Origin of the sequence: Xanthomonas hydrangeae (assembly GCF_032697525.1) — a bacterium.
GTDB lineage: Bacteria > Pseudomonadota > Gammaproteobacteria > Xanthomonadales > Xanthomonadaceae > Xanthomonas > Xanthomonas hydrangeae.
In genome coordinates this window covers 567,102-581,949 of record NZ_CP103836.1, presented here as the reverse complement: position 1 = coordinate 581,949, position 14,848 = coordinate 567,102, and the positions used below count along the sequence as shown (strand labels likewise).

Below are 14,848 nucleotides of genomic sequence, written 5' to 3'. Positions count from 1 at the left end.
TTGAAGAGAAGAGGGGAAGGCGCGCGGCTCTCAGGCTGGGCGCGCGTTGCGTTGCAACCACGCATGCACATCGGCAGTGCCATCGACACGGAAGCGCGCGCTGGTCTGCGCGCGATCGCCGACCAGCACGCTCCAGCCGCCGAGGCGATTGGCCGCTTCGAAACCGAATTCATCGGTGAGGTCGTCGCCGACGAACACCGGTGTGCGGCCGGCGAATGCGCCGTGCTGCATCAGGTGTTCGACCGCCAGGCCCTTGTTGCTGCCTTCGGGAACGAATTCCACCACGTGGTCGCCAGGTTGCAGGCGATAGCCGGAAAGTTGTGCGATTTCCTGTTGCGCGAAGGCCAGAACATCCGGGCCGGCGAGCGGTTGCGCGCGCCAATGCAATGCGACGCTGACGCCCTTGTCTTCGACCAGCACGCCGGGGTGTCGATGCGTGAGTGCGGCGGCGCGTTTGTGCAGGCCATGCAGCCACTCGGAGGTGTCTTGCGGCATCGCCGCGCGTGCGGCGATGTCGCTGCGGAGTTCGTGTCCGTGCAGGCCGGCGGCCGGGAGCAGCAGCGGTGCGAACAAGGCATCCAGTTGCGATAGCGGTCGCCCGCTGACCAGTGCGACTGCGCCATGCAGGCGGTCGCTTAGGCGGCCGATGGCCTCGCGGACCTCGGGCAAGAGCCGCACAGCCTCGGGGCTGTCGGCAAAGTCGATGAGGGTACCGTCCACGTCCAGAAACAATGCGCAGGCATCGTCCAGCAATGGCGGCGACGGAAGGGGGGAATGCACGTCTGCCATCGCGCTAGTGTGCGCAAAGCGGTGTGATATTCAGGTTATGCAGTAGCGGGGGAGTGCTGGTCAGGCACGTAGGACTGCCTGTCCTTCTCCCGTCGGGAGAAGGTGCCCCGCAGGGGCGGATGAGGGTACGAGCGAAGCCACGTGCAGTTGGACGCCACAAGGGCTTCGCTCCGTACCCTCACCCCAACCCCTCTCCCGTAGGAGAGGGGCTAAAGCACTCTCTGAGGAAGAGAGGTTTTTAAGCTTTTCACTTGCACTCAGAAGCTATACCGCACCCGCCCATACCAATATGCGCCATTGCTGCCGATCGGCGAGAGTACGTCGTAGGGCAGGTTGCCGAAGTAGGCGATGTCGTCGATGGAGCGGTCCGAGTAGTTGTCCAAAATGTTCTGGCCGCCGATCGCCAAGGTCCACTGGGTGCCCAGGTGGTACTCGGCCTCCAGATCCAGCTGCCATTCCGCGCCGTAGGTCTGGCGTGGCACGAAGCCGCCGCCGAAGTCGAACACGCGGGTCGCGCTGCCGTAGCGATTGACGCGGGTCTGCAGGTTCCAGTGCTCGTTGTTCCAGTTGGCCGCCAGTGCGGCGCGTGTGCGTGGCGCGGCATCGGTGAGCGTATTGCTCTCTTCCACGCCGAACAGCACGTAGTCCGGGTTCAGTGCCAGCAGCTGCGCCGGGGTGCCGATGACGTTTTTCAACTCGGTCTTGGCATAGCTGTAGGTGCCGGTCAGCAGCAGGTCGCCGCCGAAAGCATATTGGCGCCAATTGCCGACCAGCTCGGCGCCGCGGGTGCGGGTGTCGGCGGCGTTGAGGAAGTAGCTGGCGCTCTGCACGCCGGTGACGCCGAAGTTCTGCTGCACGAAATCGGTCAGCGTATCGCCGGTGATGTCTTCGGACAGCGCGATGCGGTCGTCGATGTCGATCTGGAAGAAGTCCAGCGACAGGTCGAAGTGATCGCCCAGCTTGCTGGTGAAACCCAGGCTGTAATTGAGCGACTTTTCCGGCTTCAGGTCGGTGGCACCGAGCGCGCGTGCGATCGGGTTGTTGACCGACAGCAGGCGGCCCTGGGTCAGGCGGCCGGCGGCGTCGTAGCCGGTGGAGGTGGCTTCGTAGCCGATCTGGCTGAGCGAGGGCGCGCGTACGTTATTGGAGACCGCCCCGCGCAGCGCGAACGCCGGTGCGAACGCATAACGCGCCGCCAGCTTGCCGGTCCATTGGCTGCCGAAATCCTGGTAATGCTCGTAGCGGCCGGCCAGGTCGGTGGAGAACTTGTCGCCGAACTGGCTTGAGACGTTGGCGTAGGCGCTGGCCACATTGCGCGACAGATCGGCCTCGTCCTGCGGTGTGAGGCCGCCGCCGGCTTGCGAGCCGGTGGGACGATCGGTGAACGGGCCGGCCGCATAGCTGGCCGGATCGCCGGCGTGGGTGCGGTACTGCTCGCGGCGGAATTCGGCACCGGTGCCGAAGGTGTGGGTGGCGCCGGCGGCATCAAACACGCGGGTCAGATCCAGATTGCCCACGGTTTGCGCGAAGGCGAAATCGCCGGTCTTGAAGCGCGTGGTGCTGCCCGGGCCGAGCGAGGCGTTGAGCGAATTGCGCAGCCGGTAGGTGAAGTCGTTGCGGCCGTAGTTGACGCTGGCGTCGTAGTCCCAGTTGCCGAGCTGCCCACGGGCACCGGCGACGATCTGCAGATCGCGATTCTCGCCTTCGGAAATCGGGCGGTAGCCGTTGGGATAGATCTCACGCCAGTTGGCGCTGCCATCCGGGTAACGGAAGTAATTGGCGCCTTCGGTGTCGCGCTGGTTGTAGGTGCCGAAGGCGTAGAACTCGCCGTTGGCGCTGAAGGGAATCTTGGTGTTGAGCCAGGCGTTCAGGCCCTTGGTGGCGCCGTCGCCGAGCACGTAATTGCGCTGGCCGGCCAGGGCCAGATTGGCCGGGGTCTGTTCTTCGAACGGCGGGATCTGGTCGAAGCCGGCACGGTTGGTCGCCTCGCGATTCTTCAGCTCCAGGCCGACCTTGAAGAAGCCGCCGTCATCGCCGAGCAGGCTGCCGACCTTGGCGCTGGCATAGCTGGTCTGGCCGTCGGTGACGCGCCGATTGATCGGCTCCACATCGGTGTTGTAGGCGCCGAAGCTGGCTTCCAGCTCGCCGCGCTCGGGGTTGTCGTCCAGGATCACGTTGATGACGCCGGCGATCGCGTCCGAGCCGTATTGCGCGCCGGCACCGTCGCGCAGCACTTCGATGCGCTTGATCGCATTGATCGGGATGGAATTGAAATCGACCGGCGTGGTGCCCTTGCCGATCTTGCTGTCGGTATTGACCAGCGCCGAGGTGTGGCGGCGCTTGCCGTTGACCAGCACCAGCACCTGGTCGGGCGAGAGCCCACGCAGTTGCGCGGCGCGGATATGGTCGGCGCCGCCGGAGTTGGACTGGCGCGGGAAGTTGAACGAGGGCAGCAGCGCCTGCAGCGCGCTGCCCAGCTCGCCGTTGACCACGCCGGCCTTGCGGATGTCTTCGGCGGTGAGCACGTCCACTGGCACGGTCGATTCCAGCACGGTGCGGTCGCTGGCACGGGTGCCGGTGACGATCACCGTGTCCAGCGTTGGGGCGCCGGAGTCGGCCTGCTGGGCCTGTGCATTGGCGCTCAACACGGCGGCGACGGCCAGGCCGATGGCCGAAAGGGTGGGGCGGGTCATTTCTCTCTCCTGCGACAGCAACTGCGAACGCGCCGCGCGGTCGGCATCCGGCCGGGCAGGGGCGCAAAGGGGTTCGGATCGTCCACATTCATCCGGATAGAGAGATATTATCGCGTTGTTCAGACGCGTGCGAGATGGCACAGTGCGCGCACGCCGGCATCAGCTGATGCCCGGCCTGCATGAGCCTGCCTAATACGCGTTGTAAAAATATCCGTTGTGGAGAAGTCGATGAAGTTGCTGCCGTCCTGCCTGCTTGCCACCATGCTGGCGTTGTCCGCCTGCGCCACCACTCCCGGCGGCGCGCCGGGCTCGGCCACTGCCAGCCTGCAAGGCGATGCGGCGCGGCCGGCGACGGCGCGCGGCTGGGTGCGCAGCGAGCTGTACTTCGGCGTGGGCGAGGAGACCGGCCCGGCCGATCGCCCGCAGACCCGCACCATCGACGACACCCAATGGCGCGCGTTCCTGGACAAGGAAGTGACCCCGCGCTTCCCGGACGGGCTGACCGTGTTCGATGCCTACGGGCAGTGGCTGTTCCGCGGCGCCAAGGAGCCGAACCGGCTGGGCACCAAGGTGCTGGTGATCCTGCACGAGGACACCCCGCAGCGGCGCAACGACATCGAGGCGATCCGCCTGGCCTGGAAGCAGGCCACCGGGCACCAGTCGGTGCTGTGGTCGCGGCAGGCGGTTGAGGTGTCGTTCTGAGTCTGCTGAACACGCGCCTTGAATATCTGCGCCGAATGCGTGTGAGGGCTGCGCGCGCGCTGTTGTTCGCCGCGCTTGGCGGGGTGTCGTTCGCGTCCTTGGCACGCGACACCAGCGTGCAGCTGCAGATAGACGCGCACACGCGTGCGACCGCCACACTGGTCGGCCCACGCCTGCAGGTGGTGTTTAGCCAAGGCGGCAAGGAGCAATGGTTCGACGCGAACGTGGACGACGGCGAAGGCGGCACCGGCGTGGACAGCGACGACTACAACTTCGACGGGTATCCGGACCTGGCAGTGTCGGCGATGCTCGGCCAGGTCAACGAGGCTGTGCTGGTGTTCGTGTTCGATCCGGCGCAACGCCGCTTTCGTGCGCTGACCGCGCCCACGCGCCCGGCGGTGCAATGCGAAGGCTTCTTCAATCTGACGCCCGACAAGCAGCAGCGCAGCTTGACCAGCTCCTGCCGCAGTGGGCCGATGTGGTACGCCGACGTCTATCGCTACGCCGCCGATGGGCGCCTGTATGTGGCTACGACGCAGCAGCCGATCGCGTCGCCGGATATCCAGACCTTGCTGGATCCAGGCACCGACGATGGCATGCCGCTCTCGGTGTGGCCGCGTTACGACGCGCGCGGGGCGAAGGTTTCAAGCGAGATCGGCACCACGCTGGAGGCACCCATGCCGGTGCAGCTGCGTGTGCAGGTGGCGCGCCTGCCGCTGTACGCCACGCCGACTGCGACCAGCACCAAGCGCTATCTGGTGCAGGGCGATCGGGCCGACGCGCTGGATGTCAGCGCCGATGCCACGCGCGTGCAGGTGCGCTATCGCAGTGCCGGCCGCAGCGACAGCGTCGGCTGGATCGAGGTCGCTGCGGCGATGCAGGAGCGGACGCAGTAGCGACTGCGGGCGTCAGCGTGCCGGCAAACGCCGCACGGGCGCGCTCTTGCATCGACCAGCGCAACGACACGCTCTGATCCATCGCGCCGCTGTCGCGCATGCGGGGCAGCGGCTACCATCGGCCGATCCCCACGCTTCCTGGCTCCCATGTCGGCCTCTTCCTCGCGTACTGCGGCATCGCCGCGCTGGTTCGTCGCCGGCGACCTCAATGGCTTTTTCGGCCTGGTCGTCGACAATCTCTCCATCCTCGGCTTCATCGCGATGGCGCTCATCGGGATATTCCAGTTTCCCGCTGACGTGATCTTCGAACGCATGTTTCCTGGCACCGCGTTCGGCGTGCTGGTTGGCAATCTGCTCTACACCTTGATGGCGCGGCGGCTGGCCGCACGCAGCGGGCGCGACGACGTCACCGCGATGCCGCTGGGCCTGGATGCGCCCACCAGCATCGGCATGGCGCTGCTGGTGCTCGGCCCGGCGTTTGTCGGCTTCAAGGCGCAGGGGCTGGATCCGCAAGCGGCCGCCATCGCCACCTGGAAACTCGGCATGGCCTCGCTGGTGGTGATGGGCCTGCTCAAGCTGGTGCTGTCGTTTGCTGGCGAGGCGGTCACGCGCGCGCTGCCGCGTGCGGCGCTGCTCGGTTCGATCGCGGGCATCGCGTTGGTGCTGATGGGCTTGCTGCCGCTGCTGGAAACCCTGCGTTCGCCGGTGGCCGGCTTTGTCACTTTGGGCCTGCTGTTGTACGTGCTGCTGGCCAAGGGTCGGTTGCCGACCAAGTTGCCCGGCGTGCTGGTCGCCTTCGTCATCGGCACCGCGTTGTATTACGGGCTGGGACTGGCCGGACTGGGTGCGCCGGGTTTTGCAGTGCCGGACTGGGCGACGCCGAAGATCGTGTTGCCGCTGCCGAACCTGGGCTTTATCGAAGGACTGCCGGCCACGGTGGCATACCTGCCGTTGCTGCTGCCGTTCGGTCTGTTGATGGTGGTAGGTGGCATCAATGTCAGCGAAAGCGCACGCGCGGCGGGCGACGACTACCGCACCCGCGACATTCTGCTGGTGGAGGCCTTCGCCACCTTGGTCGCAGGCGTGTGCGGCGGCGTGGCGCAGACCACGCCGTACATCGGCCAGCCTGCGTACAAGCACATGGGCGCGCGTTCGGGCTATACGTTGCTGACCGGGTTGTTCGTCGGCATCGGCGGCATGCTGGGTGTGATCAGCGGGCTGGTGCAATGGGTGCCGCTGGCGGTGCTGGCACCGATCATCGTGTACGTGTCGATCGACATCACCACGCAGGCGTTTCAGGCCACGCCCAAGCATCACGCGGGCGCGATGGTGTTGGGCTTTCTGCCTTCGGTGGCGTACCTGCTGACCATCAAGGCGCCTGGCTGGATCCCGCCGGAGCAATTGAGTGCGCTGACCACCAAGCTCGATGGTCACGGCTTGCCGGAGCTGGCGGTGATCTTCGCGCTGGGCAATGGTTTCATCATCACCGCGATGCTGTGGATCGCCGCGGTGGCGGCGATGATCGATGGCCGGCTGCGACGCGGTGCGGTGTTTCTGCTGGTGGCCGCTGGCCTGACGCTGTTCGGCTTGATCCATTCGGTGGACCCGCGCGGCGGCATCTATCTGCCGTGGTCGCTGCAAGGGTTGGCGCGGGTGATCAGCTGGCAGTTCGTCGGTGCCTATGTCGCGCTGGCGGTGACGTTGTTGCTGCTGTCGCTGCTGCCTGCACGCAAGGAGGCGTTGCAATGAACTATCGCTCGGCTGCGGTGCGGAGAGTGGTTGGTGGCGCCCTGTTGCTCGGTGCAAGCGGCGCCTGGGCGGCCTCGTTCGATTGCAAGCAGGCAAGCACTGCGGTCGAAAAACGGCTGTGTGCGGTGCCGGCGCTCGGCAATCTGGACGATCAGTTGGACGAGTCCTATCGGGCGCTGGTGGAGACTACGCCGCGCAGTTCGGTGGCAAGCGTGCGCGATCAGCAACGGGCGTGGCTGCGGCAGCGCAATGCCTGCGCGCAGGACGCCAAGCTGGACGATTGCCTGCAGCGCTCATTGAAGGCCAGAGCCGATGTGCTGGCCAAGGCGCTGACTGCACAGCAACAGGCATTGGATCGCATCATCGCCAGCATTCCTACGGCGCCTGCCGACGCGGCGCGCCAGTTGCAGGGCTACGACACGCCGCAGGCCTCGGCGTGGTTGGCTTACTTGCATCAGTTCGTGCCTGCGGCGGGGGTGGATGCAGCGCTGGCCAATGCGCGGTTCGAGAGTGCGCGCAAGGCGTTGCGCAAGGTCGACACGTTTGCGGCGTCGTTGCTCGACGATGTGGATGGCATGCCTGCCATGCAGGCACCGGAACGCGTCTTGACCTTGCTACGCTTGTGGATCGAGCGCGACGACAGCGATCAGCGTCCTTACGTGCATTGCTTCATCTTCGCTGCGGTGGGTGAGCCGGCATACGAGGCGTTCGGCTCGCTGTATGGGTCGACACGCGACGGGTTTGCGCCGATCTGCAAGCCGCCGGGCGGTCTGTTTGCAATGGCCAGCTGGAAACAGCTGGATGCGGGCTTCGCCGGGTTGATCGAGGCCTTGAGCAAGGATGCCGGCACCATTCGCTACGCCAGTTACGCCGAGTGGAAAATCATCGCGCTACGCGCGTCGGTGTCGCCGTTGTTGTATCTGACGCCTGCACTGCGCAAGCGCTACGGCGACGATCCGGACAAGGCGATTGCGGCCTGGAACGGGGAAGACAGCGATTGGCCGGCGACACTACGCAAGGCCCTGCGCGCGCTGCTGCCGAAGGTGCGTGCCGATACGGCAGCGTGGCTGGTGCGCGAGAAGCGCCTGCCTGCGACACAGGCCGATCAGGTGGCTGCCGCGATCGTGGCAGCTTGGGTGAACGCGCGGTTGGATTTCGCAAGCTGAGCGCGGCGGGCGCACCTAACTTCCCGCATATGAGACGGCTGGCGTTGTTGCTTGATGCGGCAACGCCAGGCGTTCTGGTCCGAGACCAGGTAATGTGGATAAGCCGAAGCTGAAGCCGAAGCCTGCGGTCTGCGGCTTGGCAGCAGGGTCCTTGCCCGCCCACCGTCGCAGGACACGCCGCAAGTACGTCCATGTAGGCTCTTACGCGGCATCCATGCCGCGTAAGGTCCCGCGACGGTGGGCGGGCAAGGACCAGTCGAGAATGTCGGTGTTCATGGTTGCAAGCGGTGCATCAGTGCGTTGTTTGGATAACGGTGTGTCCGGTCATCTTCCCAACGCAAGTCGAGCATCGGGAATGCTTTTACCTGGGCCACCGACCAACGTGCTGGATCGGTGAGGGCACCGCGCGCTCGATCGACTCTGCTTTTGACTGCATCCACATGACACGACAATTCGATAACTTGGTTGTCTTGAGTGGTTAGACAGCGCGGATAGATTCAGGTGTAGAGCGGCTGATCTGCAGCCTGGCTGCAGGGCCCTTGCCCGCCCACCATCGCGGGACACGCCGCAAGTACGTCCGTGTAGGCTCTTACGCGGCATCCATGCCGCGTAAGGTCCCGCGACGGTGGGCGGGCAAGGACCAGTCGAGAGTGTTGGTGTGCATGGCTTTTAAAGAAAAAAAGAAGCGACCGACCAACTGTCTGGTGCGGTGTCCTCGCCGATTGCTGGACCGTGTGGCGGCGTGGATGCCGCCACCGAGTCCCCAGGGATGGGTTCACGGCGTGTCTCGCGAGCGGTGAGGGCACCGCGCCCTCGACCGACTAAATCGATGGAACCACGGCGCCATCTCATGGTCACACCATGGATGTTGTCGATGTAAGGAGTTTCACGATGCAATCGAAGTCTTCGCGTTGGCCGTGGCTGCTGGCGGTGCCAATCGTGGCCGGTGCCGCCTGGTGGCTGTTTGGCGGGTCATCCACTGCGCCGGGCGCGTTGCCTGCGCCGATCAGCCAGACCGCAAGCGCTGTGGCAGCCGCTGTGACTCCAGCGCCGCCCGTGCCGGCCGGGCCACGGCATCCGGTGCAGGCGCCTTCGGCCGATGCCGCCGACGCCGCGATTCCTGCGCTGGCACAGAGCGATGCGGCTGCCTGGCAGGCATTGCTGGACCTGGTGCAGGACGATGGCGCGTTGTCGATCGTGGTACGCAAGCATCTGATCGAGCGCGTTGTGGTGATGATCGACAATCTCACCCAGCCCAGCATCAGCCGCCGTGTCTCGGTGCTGCAGCCGGTGCCTGGTGAGTTGCAGGTCGCCGATGCCGCCGGCGCTGTTGTGATCGATCAGGCCAATGCGGGGCGTTATGCACCTTACGTGGCGGCATTCACCCAGGTGGATGCGCAGGCGTTGGTGCGCAGCTATGTGCGCTTCTACCCGCTGTTTCAGCAGGCATATGCCGATCTCGGCGCGCCGGATCGTTACTTCAACGACCGCGTGATCGATGTGATCGATCATCTGTTACGCACGCCGGATCCGGCGCAACCGATCAAGGTGGTGCGCGACGAACGCGGTCGCTATCGCTTTGTCGATCCTGCGCTGGAAGCGCTGTCGGTTGGGCAAAAAGCAGTGTTGCGGCTGGGGCCGGCGCAGGCCGCTGCGGTGAAGGTGCAGTTGCAGCGAATTCGGACGGCATTGCTGCAGGGACGTTGAGGCGGCTTGCGATCGACGCAAGGATGAGGCCGCACCGAACGCGGCTTTGCATGCTGCGGTGGCATGCGCCCTGCGTCGGCATCGGAGCAGGTGATTTCGGTGCCACTTGCGTTGCGATGCAGGAGACGCCGCCGTATCGATTACGCCGCATCCAGCTCCGGATAGTGGCGAAAAATGCCATTGGTGTTGAACGCCACACGTCGCTCGGATGCGAGATAGGCGGCAATCCGCGGACGCTCGGCCACGCGCTGCTGCAAGGCCTTGAGGCCGGGCAGATCGGTCGACAGCGTTGCCATGCGCTTGGGAAACATGTATTCCAGCCCGCTGATCAGCTGAAACAGCGACAGATCCACATACGAGTGCGTGCCCAGCACATGGATGCCGCCGGCCTGTTGCAGCACCTGTTCGAAGTAGCCCAGGAACTTGGGCAGGCGGTTGTCGCGCAGGTCCTTGGCACGCTTGGCCGCTTCGGCTTTCTGGTCTTGGTAATACAGCCCGGTGGCGATCGGATGATGGGTATCGTGCACTTCGGCCACCAGGTCGGTGATGGTCAGCTGCAATTGCAATGCCTGGATGGGTACTGCATCCGATTCCGGTACCAGCTTCAGCTGCGGCCCAATGCAATGCAGGATCGCTGCGACCTGCGCAACCACCGTGTCGCCGGCCTTGAGGAAGGGCGGTGCGAACGGCTGGGCGCCGGCCTGGTGACCTTCCAGAAAGGCATTCATCACTTCATCGCCTTCCACTCTCGCCACGTCGGTGTAGTCGGCACCGGCATCTTCCAGTGCGAGGCGGACGAATTCGCCGCGGCCTTGCAGGCCGGTCCAGTAGTAGAGCTGATAGTGCACGCGCTGCTCCGCGATTGATGGCGGTGCAGCGTAGAAAACACATGGCTAGGTGGGCGTGATCGATGCGTCAGTGAGCTGTGACTCGGTGCTGTCGTGCGTTTGCGCCAGCAACCAGGCCAGCTTGCGCGCGCGCGGTTGCTGCTTGAGCTGCCACTCTGCGCGCGAGGCGGCGGCGCGGTCCGCATACGGGTGGCTGGCAAGCACTTCCAGTGGTGGATTTGCGCGTGTGTAGCGCGCGCCGGCGCCACGCAGATGCGCCTGGAAGCGGCGCTCCAGATCGTTGGTGATGCCGGCGTAATAGCTGCCGTTGCGACACAGCAGCAGGTAGAGGAGCCAGGGCTTGGGTGCATCCATGGAGCCATTATCGCCACTGAATCGATGTTGTGCATCGGTGGTCTTCGAGCGCACTTGGCGCCGGCTATGCGCACGCACTGCGGTGCGTCAGTGAATAACCACCTAAACATTGGTTATTTGACGCTTGCCACCGCTGCAAACAGCATGCGCCATTGCATTGCATTGCATTGCATTGCACTGCCTTCCCGGCCTGCGCTGCGCCCTGTTCGCGGTGCGTGCACTGCGCTCTCGAACAACCGAAATCCACAAGCGCTGCCACAAGACAGCCGACACCACGAAAGGACATACATGCCCGCGCGACACCGGACCCCTGCAAGGATCTTCGCTGCTTCGAAATGGTTGGCTAAGCCGCAGGTGTTGGCATGGAGTCTGGCGTGGGCATGTACGCCGGTGCTGGCCGATGAAGTGGGCGAGGCTGCGGCCACACCAGATCGCGCCGCGCAGACCTTGGGCGCGGTGACGGTGACCGCCACACGCCGCGAAACCACCTTGCAACAAGTGCCGGTGGCCGTGTCGGTGGTGCAGGGCGACACGTTGGAGCGCGAGAACCGCAACAGCGTGGCCGACCTGCCGGCGCTGGTGCCCAGCCTGACCTTTCGCACCGGTGCCTCCAACAAGGACACCTCGTTGTTCCTGCGTGGCGTGGGCACCATCTCCACCTCGCCGGGCGTGGAACCCAGCGTGGCCACGGTGATCGATGGCGTGGTGCTTGGGCGGCCGGGCCAGGCCACGCTGGATCTGCTCGATGTCGAGCGCATCGAAGTCCTGCGCGGGCCGCAGGGCACCTTGTTCGGCAAGAACGCCTCGGCCGGCGTGCTCAATATCGTCAGCAAGCCTGCGCCGGAGCTGTTCGGCGGCTATGTGGATTACGCGCACTTCGGTGGCGGCGACGAAGACCGCGTGCGCGCCAGTGTCGGCGGCACGCTGGTGCCGGAGCTGCTCAAGGCCAGCGTGTCGGCGTTGTGGGCCGAGTACGGCGGCAATGTGCGCAATGTCGCCGACGGACAGACCGTCAACGGTTACCAGCGCTCCGGCGCACGGCTGCGGCTCGACCTGACCCCGAACCCGAGCTTGAACGCGACGCTGCTCGCCGACTACCTGCAGTCGCGCAGCGACGCGCCCAGCGGTGTCGTGGTGGCCAGCACGCGTGCGGACTTCGCCGCAGCCCTTGCGCCAGTCACTGCCAGTGCCGACAACCGGCAGATCAACAGCGATTACCGCACGCATCTGGAAGACATCAACAAGGGCGCCTCGCTGCAGCTGGATCAGCACATCGGCGAGGCGCTGCTGACCTCGATCAGCGCGTGGCGGCAATGGGATAACACCCAGTTCCAGGATGGCGATCGCACTGCGCAACGCAGCGCGGCGTTTCCGTCCTCGCACGATCGTGGCGATCTGGGTTACACACAGTATTCGCAGGAAGTGCGCATCCAGACCCCGCGCGACCGTGCGGTGGAAGCGGTGGCCGGGCTGTATTACCTGCATGCGCGCAACGACGAAACCTATCGCCGCACGGTGACGACGCCAACCGCCAGCAACCTGGGCGTGGCCGATTACGGAACGCGTGCAGAAACGTATGCGGCGTTCGGCGAGGCCACCTGGCATTGGCGGCCCGATCTGCGCGCGTTGCTGGGCGCGCGCTTCACCCGCGACACGCTCGACTATCAACATAGGCGCGTGTCCAGCTCCGCAGCCGCAGTCACCGGCATCCAGCCCTCCACGGCGAGCAGCGGCAGCACCGCAGAAAACGGCGTGTCGGGTCGCGCCGGCCTGCAATACGACTTTGATGCGCAGACTACCGGTTACCTCACCTATTCGCGCGGCTACAAGGGCCCGGCCTACAACGTGTTCTTCAACATGCAGCCGCGCGACACGCCGGCGCTGAAGCCGGAGACCTCCAACGCCTGGGAACTCGGCTTGAAGGCGCGTGCGCTGGACGATCGCCTCAGCGCGAACGTCGCGCTGTTCCATACCGAGTACGCCAACTATCAGGCCAACTTTTTCGACACCGTGGCCGGGCAGGTGGTGACGCGCTTGATCAACGCCGGGCGGGTGCGCACGCAAGGCCTGGAACTGGATCTGGAGTATCGGCCCACCGAGCGGCTCAGCCTGGCGGCATCGCTGGCCTACACGCAGGCGCGCATCCTGCGCTTTGCCTGCCCCACCGCAGCAGCGGCCAACTGCAATGTCGACGGCAGGCCGCTGCCGTTTTCGCCGGACTGGAAAGGCAATCTGCGCGCCGGTTACCGGGTGCCGTTACGCGGCAGTCTGGCGCTGGAATTCAACGGCGATGTGAGCTGGCAGGACAGCGTGCAGTACGACCTCAGCCAGACGCCGCAGACCATCCAGGGCCCGTATGCGATCTGGAACGCCAGCATCGCGCTGGCCGATGACGTGCATGGCTGGCGTGTGGCAGTGCTTGGCCGCAATCTCGGCGACCGCTCGTATGCACCGCTGCTGGCCAATGCCACCGGCAATGTGTACCGGCTGGTTCCGCGCGACGATCAGCGCTATGTCGGGCTGCAGTTGCACAAGGATTTTTGACGATGCGTGTGATGGTTTTCGATATCGATTTGAACAGTGCGGGTGTTACCCACGGTAGGCTGCAATGAGCGCCGCACGTCAGCTTTCGCTCGGCGCGTTTTTGATGGCCACTGGCCATCACGTGGCCGCATGGCGGCATCCACACACCAGTGCCGATCCGCTGGTGTTCGATCATTACCGGCAGATGGTGCGCATTGCCGAGGCCGCCAAGTTCGATGCGGTATTCGTCGCCGACAGCCTGGCTGCGGCCGGCGGGCCGGTGGCATCGCGGATGGCGCGTTCCAGCCTGTTCGAGCCGCTCACGCTGCTCAGCGCGCTGGCGGTGGTGAGCGAGCGCATCGGGTTGATCGCCACCATGACCACCAGCTACAACGAGCCGTATCACGTGGCACGCAAGTTCGCCTCGCTGGATCATCTGTCCGGCGGGCGTGCCGGCTGGAATCTGGTCACCTCCGACGCCGCCGACGAGGCGCTGAATTTCAACCGCGATGCGCATTATGTGCATGCCGAGCGGTATGCGCGGGCGCGTGAATTCCAGCAAGTGGTCGCAGGGCTGTGGGATAGCTGGGACGACGATGCCTTTATCGCCGACACCGCCGCCGGCGTGCACTACGATCCGGCGCGGTTGCATGTGCTGGACCATCGCGGCGCGCACTTCCAGGTCCGCGGCCCGCTCAACATCGCGCGTGCGCCGCAGGGGCATCCGGTGCTGGTGCAGGCCGGCTCGTCGGAGCCCGGGCGTGCGCTCGCGGCCGAAACCGCAGAAGTGGTATTCACCGCGCAGTCGTCGCTGGCCAAGGCGCAGGCGTTTTATGCAGACATCAAGGGGCGGCTGGAACAGTTCGGGCGTTCGCGCGATGCACTGAAGGTGATGCCAGGCGTGTTCGTCGTGGTGGGGCAAAGCCAGGCCGAAGCGCAGGAAAAGTTCGAGCAGTTTCAGGAGCTGGTGGAGCCTGACGTGGGCATCGCGCTGCTCTCGCGCATGTTGGGCAACTTCGATCTGTCCGGCTATCCGCCGGATGGCCCGTTGCCGGAATTGCCGCTCACCGAAACCGGCCAGCGCAGTCGCCAGCAGTTGTTCACCGAGCTGGCCGGGCAGGAGCAACTGAGCATTGCCCAGCTCGGTCGGCGCATCGCGGGCGGGCGCGGGCATTACAGCCTGATCGGCACGCCCACGCAGATTGCCGACGAGCTCCAGGCCTGGTTCGAGCAAGACGCAGCCGATGGCTTCAACGTGCTGGTGCCGCATCTGCCCGGCGGCCTGGCCGATGTCGCCAATCACGTGGTGCCGGAGCTGCAGCGACGCGGGCTGTTCCGGCGTGACTATGCGGGGCGCACGTTGCGCGATCATCTGGGGCTGGCACGCCCCGCCAATCGCTTCAGCGCACGCTGATCTACCG

11 protein-coding genes are annotated in these 14,848 nt (G+C 65.3%); 7 read left to right on the top strand and 4 right to left on the bottom strand.

What is annotated here, in order from left to right:
* Positions 1–30: 30 nt before the first annotated feature.
* Together otsB and NYR97_RS02355 are read right to left on the bottom strand one after the other, a co-directional pair.
* Positions 31–789, bottom strand: coding sequence for a trehalose-phosphatase (gene otsB / locus NYR97_RS02360; RefSeq protein WP_316696501.1), 759 nt, complete (start codon positions 787–789; stop codon positions 31–33).
* Between the two features lie 257 nt (positions 790–1,046).
* Positions 1,047–3,482 carry a TonB-dependent receptor plug domain-containing protein gene (locus NYR97_RS02355; protein WP_316696498.1) on the bottom strand — a complete coding sequence of 812 codons (2,436 nt, stop codon included), beginning with the start codon at positions 3,480–3,482 and terminating at the stop codon, positions 1,047–1,049.
* Between the two features lie 228 nt (positions 3,483–3,710).
* On the opposite strand from NYR97_RS02355, the gene NYR97_RS02350 reads away from it, so the two are divergent.
* The 5 genes from NYR97_RS02350 to NYR97_RS02330 all read left to right on the top strand — a co-directional run bounded on the left by NYR97_RS02350 (position 3,711) and on the right by NYR97_RS02330 (position 9,702).
* Complete coding sequence (locus tag NYR97_RS02350) at positions 3,711–4,184, top strand: DUF3574 domain-containing protein (RefSeq protein WP_316696496.1); 474 nt, start codon at positions 3,711–3,713, stop codon at positions 4,182–4,184.
* A 35-nt stretch (positions 4,185–4,219) separates the two neighbouring features.
* Positions 4,220–5,080 carry an FG-GAP repeat protein gene (locus tag NYR97_RS02345; protein WP_316696494.1) on the top strand — a complete coding sequence of 287 codons (861 nt, stop codon included), beginning with the start codon at positions 4,220–4,222 and terminating at the stop codon, positions 5,078–5,080.
* A gap of 147 nt (positions 5,081–5,227) precedes the next feature.
* Complete coding sequence (locus NYR97_RS02340) at positions 5,228–6,829, top strand: SulP family inorganic anion transporter (protein ID WP_316696492.1); 1,602 nt, start codon at positions 5,228–5,230, stop codon at positions 6,827–6,829.
* Positions 6,826–7,995 carry a lysozyme inhibitor LprI family protein gene (locus NYR97_RS02335; RefSeq protein ID WP_316696489.1) on the top strand — a complete coding sequence of 390 codons (1,170 nt, stop codon included), beginning with the start codon at positions 6,826–6,828 and terminating at the stop codon, positions 7,993–7,995. Before NYR97_RS02340 ends, NYR97_RS02335 begins: the two co-directional genes overlap by 4 nt.
* An 891-nt stretch (positions 7,996–8,886) precedes the next feature.
* Complete coding sequence (locus NYR97_RS02330) at positions 8,887–9,702, top strand: DUF3014 domain-containing protein (protein ID WP_316696487.1); 816 nt, start codon at positions 8,887–8,889, stop codon at positions 9,700–9,702.
* A 140-nt stretch (positions 9,703–9,842) separates the two neighbouring features.
* Here NYR97_RS02330 and NYR97_RS02325 read toward each other — a convergent pair whose 3' ends face one another.
* Together NYR97_RS02325 and NYR97_RS02320 are read right to left on the bottom strand one after the other, a co-directional pair.
* Positions 9,843–10,550: a glutathione S-transferase gene (locus NYR97_RS02325; RefSeq protein ID WP_316696485.1), complete on the bottom strand. Its 708-nt coding sequence runs from the start codon at positions 10,548–10,550 to the stop codon at positions 9,843–9,845.
* A gap of 45 nt (positions 10,551–10,595) precedes the next feature.
* Positions 10,596–10,904, bottom strand: coding sequence for a GIY-YIG nuclease family protein (locus tag NYR97_RS02320; RefSeq protein ID WP_316696483.1), 309 nt, complete (start codon positions 10,902–10,904; stop codon positions 10,596–10,598).
* Positions 10,905–11,192: 288 nt separating this feature from the next.
* Here NYR97_RS02320 and NYR97_RS02315 point away from each other — a divergent pair, with 288 nt between their 5' ends.
* Both NYR97_RS02315 and NYR97_RS02310 read left to right on the top strand, forming a co-directional pair.
* Positions 11,193–13,448, top strand: a complete 2,256-nt coding sequence (locus NYR97_RS02315; protein ID WP_316696482.1) for a TonB-dependent receptor — start codon at positions 11,193–11,195, stop codon at positions 13,446–13,448.
* Positions 13,449–13,512: 64 nt separating this feature from the next.
* Positions 13,513–14,841 (top strand): LLM class flavin-dependent oxidoreductase, encoded by a 1,329-nt coding sequence (locus tag NYR97_RS02310; RefSeq protein ID WP_316696480.1) that lies wholly within the window; start codon positions 13,513–13,515, stop codon positions 14,839–14,841.
* Positions 14,842–14,848 lie beyond the last annotated feature (7 nt).